This window comes from Microvirga sp. 3-52, assembly GCF_018383585.1.
GTDB lineage: Bacteria > Pseudomonadota > Alphaproteobacteria > Rhizobiales > Beijerinckiaceae > Microvirga.
This window is the reverse complement of record NZ_JAHAMK010000006.1, coordinates 91,298-105,848: the sequence shown is the minus strand read 5'-3', so window position 1 is coordinate 105,848 and position 14,551 is coordinate 91,298. Positions and strand designations below refer to the sequence as shown.

The following is a 14,551-nucleotide window of genomic DNA, read 5'->3' as shown; positions in this document are numbered from 1 at the left end:
GCACCTGCAGATCTCCGGGGCTGCAGGGGGTAAGATACGTTCCACCACGGCTCCCGCCGCTCCGGGCGGTGCGTAGCGCATCGTACGGACCCGAAGGGCCGCGGTAGCGAAAACATGGATCCGGTTTTCCGCGTTCGGCGATGCCCCGGTCGCGCTTGGCTGGCGCGATCGCTGAAGAGTGAGGCGAAGGAGAGAGCCATGTCCCACATCGGAAGCTGCTTTTGCGGTGCCGTCCAGATCGAGGTCAGTGGATCGCCGGAGGTCATGGGCTACTGTCATTGCCAGTCCTGCCGCTCGTGGTCCGGCGGGCCGGTGAACGCCTTCAGCCTGTGGAAGCCCGAGGCGGTGCGGGTCACATCGGGCGCCGAACATCTCGCGACGTTCCAGAAGACGAAGTTCAGCCAGCGGCAATATTGCTCGAAATGCGGTGGACACCTGATGAACAACCATCCGACGCTAGGCCTCGTCGATGTGTTCGCCGCGACCATTCCCACCCTCAACTTCATTCCCGCGGTCCACTTCAACTATACGGAGACGGTGCTGCCCATGCGGGACGGTCTGCCAAAACTGAAGGACTTTCCCGTCGAGGCCGGGGGAACCGGTGAGATGATGGCCGAGTGACGGCTTGGAGTGTCGTTCAGCACGGGGATCGGTTCTCACCGGCTTGCACGCTAAACCTGGGGCAGAAGAGGGACTGGCGCATGCACCGTCGAAGCCCGTGCCGCAGCGGGCCGAGGCTGCTCCGGACTGGTCGCGGGATTCATGAACCGCGGGATTCATGAACCGCGGGATTCATGAACCGATTGCCGTACGGCAGCGTTCACGCTCCTGATCGGTCGTGCGCGAGGGAGCACCGACATGGACGATACGAACATCGTGAAGCATCGATGGATCGATGTGGATGGCGTCGGCATCTTTTATCGTGAGGCAGGTTTGGCCGATGCGCCCGCCATCCTCCTGCCTCACGGCTATCCCTGTTCTTCCTATGAGTTCCGCAACTTCATGCCTCTTCTTGCGGATAACTGGCGGCTCCTTGCACCGGATTTTCCGGGGTGTGGATACAGCGACACTCCCGAAGGCTTCGCCTATGATTTCGACGGCTATGCCGCATTTCTCGATCGATTTCTGGACAGGCTCGGGATCGACCGCTTCGCGCTGTATCTGCATGATTTCGGATCGCAGATCGGGCTGCGGCTGGCGATCATGCGCCCGGACAGCATTGCAGCCCTGATCATCCAGAATGGCGATATCTACGAGGACCAACTGGGTCCGAAATACGCGCCGCTTCAGGAGTATTTCCGCAATCCGACGCCGGGGATGCGCGCCAAGCTGGGTGAGGCAGTGACCGAAGAGGGATTTCGCGATGAGTTCTTGAACGACGTTCGTCCGGAACTCACCGAGCGGATCCCTCCCGACCTTTGGAAGCTGCATTGGTCGCTGATGACGGAACGGCGCCGGGAAATCTCCATCGAGGTGATGGCCGGGCTGAAGGACAATATCGCCTGGTTCCCGCGATATCAGGCTTATCTGCGCGAGCACCAGCCGCCGACCTTGATCGTCTGGGGACCGCAGGACGGGTACATGCCCGAGGGCTCGGCCCGCGCTTATCTGCGCGATCTTCCCGATGCCGAACTGCACCTGCTCGATGGCGGTCATTGGCTGTTGGAAACAAACCTTGCTGAGGTCGTCGGGCTGGTGCGAGGTTTCCTGCCGCGCGCCTGGACGTGAGGCATGAATTTCACCGCAATGCGGCCCTATCCGGTACGGCGAAGCCGCGCATTCAGCCCGATCGTCTAAAGTTCCTGTCCGGCATGCATTTTCGGGGCGTGCGGTGCGGGGGTGACATTGTCCCACAAGCTCTCGCTGGTGTCGCAATCCGTTCCCGGCGAATTTCCTGCAGGCCGAATCAGTCCGGCGACTCCCGGCATCTCTGCGATCTCGTTGACGATCTTGGTCCTCGTCTCGGTCAGGAACTGCCTGGGCTCCCGCACAGGGATCATGAACGCATTCGAGCCTCCTATGACGCAGTCGCGGTAATAGGCATCCAGCGTCGTGTCCTCGCGCCTGTCCGGCCGCCTGAGCATGATGGGAAGGCCGTTGATCGTGACGCCGCGGACAACCGCCTTGTCGCGCGCCTCCGTGACCAGATCCCCCTGATTGTTCGCGCCATCGCCCGAGATGTCGATCACGCGTCGCGTGGGCAGGAGGGGGCCGGAGGAGAAGAGCGCTAGGCTGAAGTCGATGGCTTCAGAGATCGAGGTGCCAGCCCCGCGGCGGATGGGAGCGCGGGCCAGCCGCTCGGCAAAGGAGAGGCTGTCCTTTGCACTTTCCAGAACAGTCCAGGGCACGACGACATTCTGGACATGCGGGTGCGCCCCGGCCCATTCCACGTAAGTGACCGCGATGCGTCCCAGTATGCCGCTGTGAATGGCCTGATGCACCGATGGCGACCGGAAGGCTTCCACATAACCCCGCCGTTGCAGATCCTGCTCGTCCGGATCCATGGACGTTGAGACGTCGACGGCGAGCACGAGGGCGAGATCGACCTCGTCAGGCGCCCGTTGCCAAGCCGGCGCGACGGTCAGGAGCCCCGCCACGAGAGCGGAGAGCAGCCATGGAGCCTTGGGATACCGCATCGCGATCTCCCTTAGAGCATCAGACCCAAAAGCGGAGACCGCGTAAGCGATCGATCCGACGCTCGATCTCTTAGACGGTGCATTGCCCGGGGCGGAACCGGAGGTCCGCGTCAGCCAAAACTGGGTCCACTTTTCACTGGCGTGGCGCTTCGGGTCCGCACGATGCGCCGGTCGAAGACCATTGGTCTTCTCGGATCCCCGGATGTTACGTCAGCTTTCCTTGCGGCGATAGGGCTCGTGACAGCCGCCGCAGTTCTGGCCGACTCGCTGGATCGCTGCCTGCAGGCTGGCCTGATCGGTGATCGCGGCCTGGGCCGCCGTGGCATCCTGTTCGAGTTTGGCTGCACGAGCGTCGAAGTCTGCTTTGCGCTCCCAGATGGCCGGGAGTGCGGCGGTCTTGCCCTGATGAGAGCCTGCCGGGAAGAGGGCAGGGATCTGCTGAGCGTTCTGCGCGATCCGCTGGAGGGCCGCCTGAGCGGTCGCAGCGTTGAACGGAACCTGTCCCCGGGACATGCCGGTGAGCGAGCGTACCTGCTCCTGATTGTTCTTCATAAGGTTCTGACGTTGGGTAATCGGATCGCTCGATTGAGCCAGCACTCCGAGCCCGCTTGCGATCGACACGGCGAGTGCAGCAATGACGGTCTTTCTCATGACGGCCATCCTTTCTCCCCCGTCACAGAATGTCCCTTCGCTCCTGATCGGACCATAGGAAATGAGGATTAGGGCCGGCTACTCGGCCGAGGTGTTTTGTCCTGGGCCTCTGACATTTTGCCCGACCTCGGACGCTCGCAGGCGGGCGCAAGCCATGCCATAAGGCCGCCGCAACTCCTTCAGGCCTTGGGACCCATGATTCGCGTCGAGAATGTCAGTAAGCAGAACAGTCACCGCATCCTCTTCATCGAGGCCTCCGGGAGCCTCCAGAAGGGGGAGAAGGTCGGATTGGTGGGGCCGAACGGCGCGGGCAAGACGACGCTCTTCCGGATGATCAACAAGGAGGAGCAGCCCGACGAGGGCCAGGTCGCCATCGATCGCGGTGTGACCATCGGCTATTTCAGCCAGGATGTCGGCGAAATGGCAGGCCGCAGCGCCGTGGCCGAAGTGATGGAAGGCGCCGGTCCCGTGAGCGCGGTCGCGGCCGAGCTGCGGGAACTGGAAGCCGCGATGGTCGATCCGGACAAGGCCGACGACCTCGACCGTATCATCGAGCGCTACGGCGAGGTGCAGGCGCGCTACGAAGAGCTGGACGGTTATTCCCTCGAGGGCCGCGCGCGTGAGGTTCTAGCGGGCCTGGGCTTCAGCCAGGAAATGATGGACGGCGATGTGGGCGCCCTGTCCGGCGGCTGGAAGATGCGCGTCGCGCTCGGCCGCATCCTCCTGATGCGACCGGACGTCATGCTCCTCGACGAGCCGAGCAACCACCTGGATCTCGAGAGCATCATCTGGCTGGAGGAGTTTCTGAAGGGCTACGAGGGGGCGCTGCTCATGACCTCGCACGACCGCGCCTTCATGAACCGCATCGTCAACAAGATCATGGAGATCGACGGCGGTTCACTCACCACCTATTCCGGCGATTACGAATTTTACGAACAGCAGCGCGCGCTCAACGAGAAGCAGCAGCAGGCCCAGTTCGAGCGCCAGCAGGCCATGCTCGCCAAGGAGATCAAGTTCATCGAACGCTTCAAGGCGCGGGCCTCCCATGCCGCCCAGGTGCAGAGCCGGGTCAAGAAGCTGGAGAAGATCGACCGGGTGGAGCCGCCGAAGCGCCGTCAGTCGGTAACCTTCGATTTCCTGCCCGCGCCGCGCTCGGGCGACGACGTGGCCGTCCTGAAGAACGTTCACAAGCGCTATGGCAGCCGCAGCATCTACGAGGGGCTGGACTTCGGAGTGCGCCGGAAGGAGCGCTGGTGCGTCATGGGCGTCAACGGTGCCGGCAAGTCGACCCTGCTGAAGCTGGTGACGGGTTCCGCAACGCCCGACGACGGGACGATCACGATCGGCAGCAGCGTGAAGATGGGCTATTTCGCCCAGCACGCCATGGAAGTGCTGGAGGGTGACCGCACGGTGTTCGAGTTTCTGGAGGATTCCTTTCCTCAGGCCGGGCAGGGCTCCCTGCGCACGCTCGCCGGCTGCTTCGGCTTTTCCGGCGACGATGCGGAGAAGAAGTGCCGCGTGCTCTCGGGCGGCGAGAAGGCGCGTCTCGTGATGGCCAAGATGCTTTACGACCCGCCGAACTTCCTGGTGCTCGACGAGCCCACCAACCATCTGGACATGGCCACGAAGGAGATGCTGATCGAGGCGTTGTCGAAATACGAGGGCACCATGCTCTTCGTCTCGCACGACCGCCACTTCCTGGCCGCCCTGTCCAACCGGGTTCTCGAACTCACGCCCGACGGCATCCATCAGTACGGCGGCGGCTACACCGAGTATGTGGCCCGCACCGGCCAGGAGGCTCCGGGCCTGCGGCACTGAGCAGATCAGCCCGAGGTCCGACCGAAGGCCCGGCACCGCGCCGGGCTTTTTGCTGCACTCATCGCGACGTCAGCTTTAGGCAAGCATCATCGTCGATAAGCCAGGGACCACCACAACCATTTTTGAGGGAGGTCCTGTCAAAGGGCCTGCTTCGCAACCTTTCAATTTCCAGGCCGAAACATCATGGCATTGAATACGTCCCTTCCGGTGCTCATCGTCGACGATTACCAAACGATGCTGCGCATCATCCGCAACCTTCTGAAGCAGATCGGCTTCAACGATGTCGACGAAGCCAAGGACGGCTCGGAAGCCCTGGGCAAGCTCAAGGAGAAGAAGTACGGCCTCGTGATCTCCGACTGGAACATGGCGCCGATGACCGGTTTCGAGCTTCTCCAGAAGGTCCGCGCCGATGCGGAGCTGAGTGCGCTTCCCTTCATCATGATCACCGCCGAGGCCAAGACCGAGAACGTGGTCGCCGCCAAGCAGGCCGGCGTGAACAACTACATCGTCAAGCCCTTCAACGCGGAAACCCTGCGCTCGAAGATCGCCGCCGTGCTGGGTGAGTAGTCGCAATGCGTCTTCCGCCACCTGTCTCTTTTGACCCATTGAGCCTGGACCTCCTGGCTCAGTCCCGCGAGAGCATCGCTGCCCGAAGGCATGCCGAGCTCATGCGGGGCATGGCGGCTATTCATGCGGCGCTGGAGCCGAACAGCGGGGCTTCGAAGGCTCTCCTGGACCAGATCCGGACCGATCTGCGCGAAGCGCTCAGGCTCAAGGACGAACTCGACGCCATCACGGAATCGATCCAGCGCACGAAGCGGGAGATCGCAACCCTGCACTCCCACACCCCGGGGGGGCAGGTGACCAGCGTCACCGATGAGCTTGGAGCCGTGGTGTCCGGCACGGAAGCGGCCACCAACAGCATCCTGGCGGCGGCCGAGGAGATCGACGAGATCACCGGAGCGCTTTCCGCACGCCTGTCCGGAGAAGACGCCGCGATGACTCAGCGGATCTCCGACCGGGTGATCACGATCTTCGAGGCATGCAACTTCCAGGACATTACTGGCCAGCGCATCAGCAAGGTCGTCAGCTCGATGAAGTTCATCGAGGAGCGCGTGACCCAAATGGCGCATATCTGGGGTGGCCTGGAGAGCTTCAACGACGTGGAATCCTTCAAGGTGCCGGAGAGAGAAGGGGATGAGGCCCTGCTGAACGGGCCGGCTCTGGACGGCGATCCGACACGCACCTCCCAGGATGCCATCGACGCCTTGTTCGACTGATCGGACCGGCGCGAGACCTGCGCTACAAACGAAACGAAAGCCCGGCCGCTGAGCCGGGCTTTTCGCTGTCCGTCACTGCCGCAGCAGGGTCAGATCGGTTGTCGCTCGAACAGGACCATTCAGGCCGATGCGATCCGTGACGACGATTCGAAAGCGATTCGGATCGAGGCTCGTGACTCTCATCCGGGCCGTCGTATCGCCATAAAGGGGCTTCGGCCATTCGATCGCCAGGTCGAAGTCGGTCCCGACTTGACGGCCGGTGAGTTGAGCCATCCCGACCCGCGAGCCCGTATACGTGCCGGTGACCTGGCCCGAACGGGGGTCCCAGGACAAACGAGCGCTGACCGATCTCGCGACGATCAGATAAGCCCAGCATGTGCCCTGGAGAGACAGGCCGGCAGCTCCCTGCTGCAGGATGGTGAAGCGACAGCGAACTTGGTGGGAATCGGCATCCGGCCCCTCCACGATGGTTCCGGATCCGGAGAAGGAGCCGGCGTAGAGGTCGAAGACAGCCGGCGCAGCGCCTGCGCTCCCAGTCACGCCATAGAGCAGGAGAATGACCCCGTAGGTCAGCCAGTGCGAAAGGCGGTTCACGGATGCCTCCCTGGGGTGTCGTGTCGGCCGGATCGGGCCTGCAACTGTCGCATCTGAGGCATCAACCGAGGATAAGGCCCGTTATTTTAAACCGATATGCCGCGCTTCTGCACCATCCGATGCTGCCTGTCTTGGCTCGTATATGGTTCGGAGCGGAAAACCGGATACCTTTCACTGACGCGGATCTCCGGTTCCTCAAGATGGGTCAGTGTGCTGACAAGTTGCCGACCGTCGGTTCGAACCATCCGCATCGCGCCATGAAAACGCGACAGCATGAACGAAAAGCCCGCCGGTGAGGCGGGCTTCTGTTTCAATCTGCATGAGCGGTCGTTCAGTTGGCAGCCGCCACACTCACCTTCGCAGGAGCCTGAGCACGCTTCTGGGGTACGGCCTTCGCGGTCGGCGCCGCTTTGGCGGGAGCCGGGGCGATCTGGACCGTCTCGGCCACAGGCTGTGAAGCTGAGGTGCTGAACAGATCCGTCACGCCGGTGAACATCTTCTTGTAGAACGGCGTCTCCTGCGATGAGGACCCTGTCGCGGCAGCGGCCACCGGGGCGGTCTGCTGCGTAACCGCCGCACGGCTCTCGGCCTGTCGGGCCTCAGGCTGCGAGGCGGGAGCCTCCTTCATCGAAGCGAAGGCGAGCGCGGTCGACGGCGTCTCGATCTTCTCGCGGCCGCTGTCGTCGAGCGCGATCTGCTGCGGGCCCGAGGAGATGCCCTCGGTGCGGCTCACGAAACCGAGCTTGCTATCAGTCACGCCCGTCACGTTGGCCAATGCCGTGCGGAAGGACTCGTGCGTGTCGCCATCGTTGTAGACGAGCTTGATCGGCTTTTCGCCCTTGGCGACCAGATCGGCCACCTCCTGCTCGTCCTGCCGCTGCTTCTGCGCCACGGCGGAGGCGACGCTCTCGTCGGCATTGAAGACGTAGCGCCTGTCGGCAACCGCCACGCGCAACTCGTCCTTCGTGACCTCGAAGGTGTCGGAGCCTTCCTTCAGGTTCTTCCAGAAGCCGATGTTCTGGTCAAGACGGTGCTTGGCCAGGTTCTCGGCCGTCATCCGGAACGGATAGGACTGGAACTGGAAGCCGCGCTGACCGGCGCTCAGGGCCTCGCGAGCGATGGCGTAGATCTCGGCGATGTTCTGGTCCGTCATGGCGAAGCAGCCGCGCGAGGAGCACGCACCATGAACCATGATGTCGCCGCCGTTGCGGCCGAAGGACCGATCCAGGGCGTTCGGATAGCCGGTATCGAACGACAGGTAATAGGCCGAGTTCGGGTTCATCTGCGCCGGGGTGACCGTGTAGAAGCCTTCCGGCACCTGGCGGTCGCCTTCCCGGGTCTTGGGGCCGAGCTGGCCCGACCAGCGGCAGATCGGATAGGTCTTGAGGAGCGCGTACTTGCCATTGGAGCCGCGCTTCCAGACCTCCAGCTCCGATTCCTTCTTGTAGGCTCGGACCAGGATCGGGTCATCCTTAGACATGCCCTTGGTCGACATCAACGCCATGGTGGCCGACGGGATCGGCGTCAGGTGGCGTGTGGAGCCTCTCGAGAGGTTGTCGTCCTGGCAGGCTGCGAGCGCGAGCACCAGGCTCGCGGCCAATGCGAAACGCTTCATCATGGGGGACCCCGCAATTCTTGATCTGCCCAACTTTGTGCCGAGCAGTTCCCCTTTAACCCCTAAATCGTTAGCCTTAACTGGTCATTACTGCAAGCGCAGCCGTGATGAAGTTATGATTAAGGGAAGGTAAAAAATCCGCCTGCGAAGGGCTTTGGCGGCGCTCATCGGAGGAAAACGTATCTCTTCCGAGGTAAAAGCGGGTCCCGTGCGACAGGAGGAACCCGCCCGAGCCGGGCGAGCCGCGAAATCGGCAGGGCGAATCCTAGAGCTTGCGGCCGATATTGAGGAACTTGTCGGCACGGTGATCGCGGATCTCGGCCGGGCCCATGTTGCCGAGATCGTGCAAGGCTTCCTCGATGGCATTGCCGGTGGCCTCAATGGCCGACTGAGGCTCCCGGTGGGCGCCGCCCACGGGCTCCGTGACGATTCCATCGATGATCCCGAGCCGCAGGAGGTCCTGGGCCGTGATCTTCATGTTGGTGGCCGCATCCTGTGCGCGGGCGGCATCGCGCCAGAGGATCGATGCCGCGCCTTCCGGGGAGATCACGCTGTAGATGGCATGCTCCAGCATCAGCACCTTGTTGGCGGTGGCGATGGCGATGGCACCACCCGAGCCGCCTTCGCCGATCACGACGGAGACATTGGGCACGCCCAGGGACAATTGCATCTCGGTTGAGCGGGCGATGGCCTCGGCCTGTCCGCGCTCCTCCGCCTCGATGCCCGGATAGGCGCCAGCGGTATCCACGAAGGAGATCACCGGCAAGCCGAAACGGTCTGCCATCTCCATGAGGCGCACGGCCTTGCGGTAGCCCTCGGGGCGGGCCATGCCGAAATTGTGTCGGATGCGGGTCTCGGTGTTGTGGCCCTTCTCCTGGCCCATCACGCAGACGGGCTGGCCGCGGAAGCGTCCGAAGCCGCCAACGATGGCCTCGTCCTCGGCGAACTTGCGGTCGCCGGCCAGCGGAGTGAACTCGGTGATGAGCCCGGCGCAGTAATCGACGAAATGCGGCCGCTGGGGATGGCGCGCGACCAGGGTCTTCTGCCAGGGCGTGAGCTTGGCATAGAGTTCCTTGAGGGCGTCCGCGGCCTTGACCTCCAGGCGGGAGATGTCGTCGGTGATGGAGACGGCGTCCCGGTTCTCACCGAGCGCCCGAAGCTCCTCGACCTTGGCTTCCAGTTCGGCGACGGGCTTTTCGAAATCGAGATAACTGCGCATCAGACTCTGTGAAATATGAAGGCCGGCGTGACCGGATAGCCCTGCCGAAGCGGGGCGGACACTGGCGTTTTGGAGGACTCAAGTCAAGTTGAGCCCTGCCTTACTCCCGTAAAACCCGGCGGAATCAAGGAGGATGAAGTCATCCGCGAAGCGGGAGCCGCCGGAGCCGGAACGAAAACCGGGGACAGGCGCCTTGAGCGCCGCACCGCATGCACGGCTCCCGGCCGGTAGAGTTGCTTCGTCGCCTCCACGATGTGGAGGCCCGCGAACGGCAGCGAAAACCCGGCGCCGACCTGCTCCCAGGCCTGGGCGCTCTGAAGCAGGAGGCGGTTGCGCAGGGGAGGCACGTAAAGGGTTTCCGCCCAGCCTTCCGGTGAGAACCAGGTCTGGCGCATGAGGCTTTTGAGCTGGGAGCGGCTGTAGGGCTGCCCATAGCCGAAGGGCGTCGTATCCATGCGCGCCCACAGGCCGCGCCGGTTCGGGGCCACCAGGATGATCCGCCCGCCGGGGGTGAGAATGCGCCAGATCTCGTGCAGGAGCTCGCTCGGGCTCTCCACGGTTTCCAGGGCATGGACCACGAGGACCCGGTCGATGGAGGCATCGGGCAGGGGCATCATCAGCGGGTCGACGAGCGCCGAGGCCGAGGCGCCGGAGCGGGGCCAGTTCACCACGCCCTGGTTCGCCGGCATGAAGGCTAGGGTCCGCTCGCTTTCATCCTTGACCGCCGAGAGATAGGGCGGCGCATAGCCGAGACCAAGCACGCGCAGGCCCGTGAGCGGCCCCCAGAACCGGCTGATGGCGCGTCCGACGAAGCGGCGCGTCACAGCCCCCAACGGGCTGGCGTAGAAGCCGCGCAGATCGGTGATGTCGATGCTCATGGCCTCAACAGGATGCCTCTCGATCCGGTCCCGCAAGCGCATTGCAGGGATCCGGGTCTGGTTTCACGCGCAGACTGTTCCATGATAGCTCAGAGCACATCAAGACAAGGTGCCCCGATGTCCGCCCAGATCCACGCCTTTCTCTGCCTTCAGGACAATATCGGTGTTCTGGTCCACGATCCCAATACGGGAGCCTGCGCGGCCATCGATGCGCCGGAGGAGGGACCGATCATGGCAGCCCTCGCCACGACCGGCTGGCAGCTCACCGACATCCTCGTCACCCACCGCCATTCCGATCATGTGCAGGCGATCGAACCCCTCAAGCGCCGCACCGGCTGCCGGGTGGTGGCGCCCGTCAAGGCGCGGGAGGCCGTGCCGCATGCGGATGCCTATGTGCGCGAGGGCGATACGGTGCACGTCGGCGGTCTCCAGGCCCATGTGTGGGAAACGCCGGGGCATTGCCTGGATCATGTGTCCTACTGGTTCGCGGCAGACCGGGCGCTGTTTGCCGGCGACACCCTCTTCACCCTCGGCTGCGGGCGGATGCTCGAAGGAACCTACGCCGAGTTCTGGTCCTCCCTCCAGCGTCTCGCTGCCCTGCCGGACGAGGCCCGGGTCTATTGTGGGCACGATTACACGCTCGCGAATGCGCGCTTCGCGCTCGCTGCCGATCCCGACAACGAGGTGCTGAAGGCGCGGGCGGCCGAAGCCGAAAGGGCCAAGACGGAGGGCCGCTTCCTCGTGCCGACCACCATCGGTCAGGAGAAGGCGACCAATCCCTTCCTGCGGGCCGGGGAGCCTGCGCTTGCGAAATCCGTTCATAAGGAGGGAGCGGCGTCCGTGGAGGTGTTTCAGGCCTTGCGCGAATGGAAGAACAGGTTCTGATGATGGCGTGACCTTGCGGGAGCTGACTGCCTCATGAACGACCACAGCCTCATCATCGGGCTCGAGAGCCGCCTCCTGAACGCCTGGCCCTCGTTCGATTATCAGCTCTATGACGGCTGGGTGCTCCGCCTCGCGAACGGCTACTCGAAGCGCGCAAATTCCGCGACGCCGTTCCGGCCTGAGATCGGGCTCGACGACGAACTGCTCGATTACATGGTCGTGCGCTTCGTGGAGGCCAATGTGCGCCCCACCTTCCGTCTCAACGGCGTGGAGGCACGCGAGGCCGATGAACTGCTGAAGCAGCGCGGCTTCAAGGAGATCGAGCCGACGCACGTCCTCACCGCTCCCATCACGAACGGCGATTGCGAGATCGACCCTGAAGTCAATCTTGATCCGCAGGTCTCAAAGCGTTGGGTGCGGGCAGCGGCGGAATCCTATGGCGGCGACAAGGCGGATGACGAGACGCTGATGAAGATCGTCTCCCGCATCCGCCAGAAAGCGGCATTCGCGACGCTCAGCCTTGACGACCGGCCGGTGGCCTGGGGGCTTGGCGTGGTGGAGCGCGGCTATGTCGGTCTTTATGACATCGTGGTCGCACCAGACCTGCGCGGCATCGGCCTGGGCCGGCGCGTGGTCGCGAGCCTCATGGCCTGGGGCTGCGGACATGGGGCGCACACCGCCTACCTGCAGGTGCGCGAGGAGAACGAGATCGCCCGCTCGCTCTATGGTGCGCTCGGATTCGAGACCGCCTACCGCTATACCCACCGGGTCATGCCGGGACGGTCTTCTTCGCCATGAGGGTGGCGACCAGCGCGCCGGCTACGATGAGGCCGCAGGCAAGGGCGAGGGTCAAGGTCGGCTCCGCATAGCCGGCAACCACCAGAAGCAGGGTCGACAGGACCGGCGTCGCGTAGGATGCGACGCCGAGAAAGCGGATGTCGCCGCGCTTCATGCCGATGTCCCACACATAGAAGGCCGCGCCCACGGGGCCGAGGCCGAGCCCCAGAAGGGCGAGCCATTGCGTCGTCGTCTCGGGCCAGACAGTGGTCTCGAAGGCCAGGTGGCAGATGAGGCTCAGGAACGACGTCGCCAGGCAGAAGCCCGCCACTGCGTCGGTCGGTACCTGGCCGAAGCGGCGGGAGAGAACCGAGTATCCGGCCCAGACGAAGGCCGCCACGAAGGCGCAGAGGTAGCCTGGCATGTATTCGGCGCGTGCATCGAAGGCGCCGCGCCCGGCGATCAGCACCACCACGCCGGCAAAACCGAGCAGTGCTCCCACGATATGCGCCCGCCGCAGACGCTCGCCCGGGAGAAGCGAGGAGAACAGCACGATCAGGAGCGGCCAGAGATAGTTGATCAGGCCGGATTCCGCCGGCGGCGCCCAGCGCAGGGCGGCGAAATACAGGGCGTGATAGCCGAACAGGCCGCCGATCCCCAAAGCCCAGACGACTGGCTTCTGGCGCAGGGCTTTGAGGCCCTGCGGCCGGACGATCCAGCTTGCCACGCCGACCAGCCCGCCGACGAGGAAGGTCATGGCATTGAGCTGGAAAGGAGGAATCGTGCCCGTGGCCGCCGTCAACAGGGCGAGCATGGACCAGAGCAGGATGGCGATGAGGCCGATGGCGGTGGCGGTGCGAGTCGTCATGGTGGCCGCCACCTAGCACGAGCCGCCCGCGAAAGCGAAGCGGGAGCTTAATGAATCGGGGCCATCTGCAAAACACGCCGAGCTCATCCTGAAAAGCCGGCAGCAATCGACACTCCCCTCGTCATGGCCGGGCCTGTCCCGGCCATCCCGATGCTGTGAAGCGTCAAGCCTTTCGGGTCGAGATCACCGGCACAAGGCCGGTGACGACGGAGAGTAAATCTCCAGCCAGTGTCAGAATGAGGGTGTGAAACGCCTCAATACGTCGTACGCCCGCCGCTGAGATCGAACGTGGCAGCCGTTGTGAAGGAGTTCTCTTCGGAGAGCATCCAGACCACCATGGCGGCAATCTCGTGCAGTTCCGCGAACCGGTCTCTCGGGATGCGCACCCGCATGTACTCGATGAAGTCCGGCGTGAGGGAATCGAGGATCTTCGTCTTGGCGGTGGTCGGCGTGATGCAGTTCACCGCGATCCCGGTCTTGGCCAGCTCTTTTCCTAAGGACTTGGTGAGCCCGATGATGCCGGCCTTCGCGGCGCTGTAGGCGGCGAGATTCGGATTGCCCTCCTTGCCGGCGACCGACGAGATGTTGACGATGCGGCCGTAGTCGTTCTCCTGCATGATCGGCACGATGGACCGGCAGCAGTTGAAGGTGCCCGTCAGGTTGACCTCGACGACACTGCGCCACTCGTCGACGGAGTACTCGGCCAGTGGCTTGACCGGGCCGGTGATTCCGGCTCCGTTCACCAATCCGTCGATGCGCCCGAAGGCGCCGCGGGTCTGCTGGGTGGCATGTTCGACCGACAGGTCGTCCGATACGTCGACGCTCAGCCCGATGCAATCCTTCGAGAGCGCAGCGGCGCTCGCTTCGGATTCTTCGAGGCGAAGGTCCCAGATGGCAACCCTCGCGCCCGATTGCACGAGGCGCTCGCCGATCGCATAGCCGATTCCACGGGCTCCACCGGTAATCACGACGGTTTTGCCCGCCATGTCGATGCGGTTCATGCCTAGGTTCTCCGTGTCGCAGGCAGGATGCAGGGCTTCGGTCCCGGAGCGCAGCGTAGACCCGCGTCCGGGACGATGACTCCGCGTCAGGCCATGTACTGGCCGCCGTTGACGGACAGGGTCGAGCCGGTGACGAAGCCGGCCTCATCGGCGGTCAGGAAGAGCACGCTGCGGGCGATCTCCTCGGCTTCTCCGAGACGGCCGACGGGGATCAGCGGCAGGATCTTGGATTTCAGANGAGGGTCGGCCCATACGATCGTAGAGGATTACCGAAAGCGCGTGCAAGCCAATGCACGGCGCCTGCGACTGGCCTGAGGAATAAGCTGATC

15 protein-coding genes and 1 pseudogene are annotated in these 14,551 nt (G+C 63.8%); 7 read left to right on the top strand and 9 right to left on the bottom strand.

The window, feature by feature from the left end:
- The first annotated feature begins 198 nt into the window (after nt 1-198).
- A complete protein-coding gene (locus KHP60_RS07050; RefSeq protein ID WP_213563033.1) occupies nt 199-621 on the top strand; it encodes a GFA family protein in 423 nt (140 codons plus the stop codon).
- A gap of 237 nt (nt 622-858) precedes the next feature.
- Nucleotides 859-1,728, top strand: a complete 870-nt coding sequence (locus KHP60_RS07045) for an alpha/beta fold hydrolase (protein WP_213563026.1) — start codon at nt 859-861, stop codon at nt 1,726-1,728.
- Between the two features lie 65 nt (nt 1,729-1,793).
- Here KHP60_RS07045 and KHP60_RS07040 read toward each other — a convergent pair whose 3' ends face one another.
- Entirely contained in the window at nt 1,794-2,636 is an 843-nt protein-coding gene (locus KHP60_RS07040) for a DUF1194 domain-containing protein (RefSeq protein WP_213563017.1), read from the bottom strand.
- Nucleotides 2,637-2,846: 210 nt separating this feature from the next.
- On the bottom strand, nt 2,847-3,287 hold the full coding sequence (locus tag KHP60_RS07035) for a cytochrome c (RefSeq protein WP_213563015.1): 441 nt from the start codon (nt 3,285-3,287) through the stop codon (nt 2,847-2,849).
- A gap of 195 nt (nt 3,288-3,482) precedes the next feature.
- On the opposite strand from KHP60_RS07035, the gene KHP60_RS07030 reads away from it, so the two are divergent.
- The 3 genes from KHP60_RS07030 (at nt 3,483) to KHP60_RS07020 (ending at nt 6,385) form a co-directional block, all read left to right on the top strand.
- Nucleotides 3,483-5,105 carry an ABC-F family ATP-binding cassette domain-containing protein gene (locus KHP60_RS07030; protein WP_213563013.1) on the top strand — a complete coding sequence of 541 codons (1,623 nt, stop codon included), beginning with the start codon at nt 3,483-3,485 and terminating at the stop codon, nt 5,103-5,105.
- A 183-nt stretch (nt 5,106-5,288) separates the two neighbouring features.
- Nucleotides 5,289-5,672, top strand: coding sequence for a response regulator (locus KHP60_RS07025; RefSeq protein ID WP_213563010.1), 384 nt, complete (start codon nt 5,289-5,291; stop codon nt 5,670-5,672).
- A gap of 110 nt (nt 5,673-5,782) precedes the next feature.
- Nucleotides 5,783-6,385, top strand: a complete 603-nt coding sequence (locus KHP60_RS07020; protein WP_249688583.1) for a protein phosphatase CheZ — start codon at nt 5,783-5,785, stop codon at nt 6,383-6,385.
- A 72-nt stretch (nt 6,386-6,457) separates the two neighbouring features.
- On the opposite strand, the gene KHP60_RS07015 is transcribed toward KHP60_RS07020, so the two are convergent.
- The 4 genes from KHP60_RS07015 to KHP60_RS07000 all read right to left on the bottom strand — a co-directional run bounded on the left by KHP60_RS07015 (nt 6,458) and on the right by KHP60_RS07000 (nt 10,691).
- The gene (locus KHP60_RS07015; RefSeq protein ID WP_213563006.1) at nt 6,458-6,979 is read right to left on the bottom strand and encodes a hypothetical protein; all 522 of its coding nucleotides are present in this window, start codon (nt 6,977-6,979) and stop codon (nt 6,458-6,460) included.
- A 331-nt stretch (nt 6,980-7,310) separates the two neighbouring features.
- A complete protein-coding gene (locus tag KHP60_RS07010; protein WP_213563004.1) occupies nt 7,311-8,597 on the bottom strand; it encodes a murein L,D-transpeptidase family protein in 1,287 nt (428 codons plus the stop codon).
- Between the two features lie 262 nt (nt 8,598-8,859).
- Nucleotides 8,860-9,813 (bottom strand): acetyl-CoA carboxylase carboxyltransferase subunit alpha, encoded by a 954-nt coding sequence (locus KHP60_RS07005; protein WP_213563001.1) that lies wholly within the window; start codon nt 9,811-9,813, stop codon nt 8,860-8,862.
- Between the two features lie 83 nt (nt 9,814-9,896).
- Nucleotides 9,897-10,691, bottom strand: a complete 795-nt coding sequence (locus tag KHP60_RS07000) for a class I SAM-dependent methyltransferase (RefSeq protein ID WP_213562999.1) — start codon at nt 10,689-10,691, stop codon at nt 9,897-9,899.
- Nucleotides 10,692-10,808: 117 nt separating this feature from the next.
- On the opposite strand from KHP60_RS07000, the gene gloB reads away from it, so the two are divergent.
- Both gloB and KHP60_RS06990 read left to right on the top strand, forming a co-directional pair.
- Nucleotides 10,809-11,576 (top strand): hydroxyacylglutathione hydrolase, encoded by a 768-nt coding sequence (gloB, locus tag KHP60_RS06995; RefSeq protein WP_213562997.1) that lies wholly within the window; start codon nt 10,809-10,811, stop codon nt 11,574-11,576.
- 33 nt (nt 11,577-11,609) lie between these two features.
- Entirely contained in the window at nt 11,610-12,374 is a 765-nt protein-coding gene (locus KHP60_RS06990) for a GNAT family N-acetyltransferase (protein ID WP_213562995.1), read from the top strand.
- Here KHP60_RS06990 and KHP60_RS06985 read toward each other — a convergent pair.
- From KHP60_RS06985 to KHP60_RS06975, 3 genes and pseudogenes are all read right to left on the bottom strand, one after another.
- The gene (locus KHP60_RS06985; protein ID WP_213562993.1) at nt 12,346-13,221 is read right to left on the bottom strand and encodes a DMT family transporter; all 876 of its coding nucleotides are present in this window, start codon (nt 13,219-13,221) and stop codon (nt 12,346-12,348) included. The genes KHP60_RS06990 and KHP60_RS06985 overlap by 29 nt on opposite strands.
- 254 nt (nt 13,222-13,475) lie before the next feature.
- Nucleotides 13,476-14,222: an SDR family NAD(P)-dependent oxidoreductase gene (locus KHP60_RS06980; RefSeq protein WP_213562991.1), complete on the bottom strand. Its 747-nt coding sequence runs from the start codon at nt 14,220-14,222 to the stop codon at nt 13,476-13,478.
- Between the two features lie 86 nt (nt 14,223-14,308).
- Nucleotides 14,309-14,458: pseudogene (locus KHP60_RS06975) on the bottom strand (SDR family oxidoreductase); the annotation flags it as partial.
- Between the last annotated feature and the right edge of the window lie 93 nt (nt 14,459-14,551).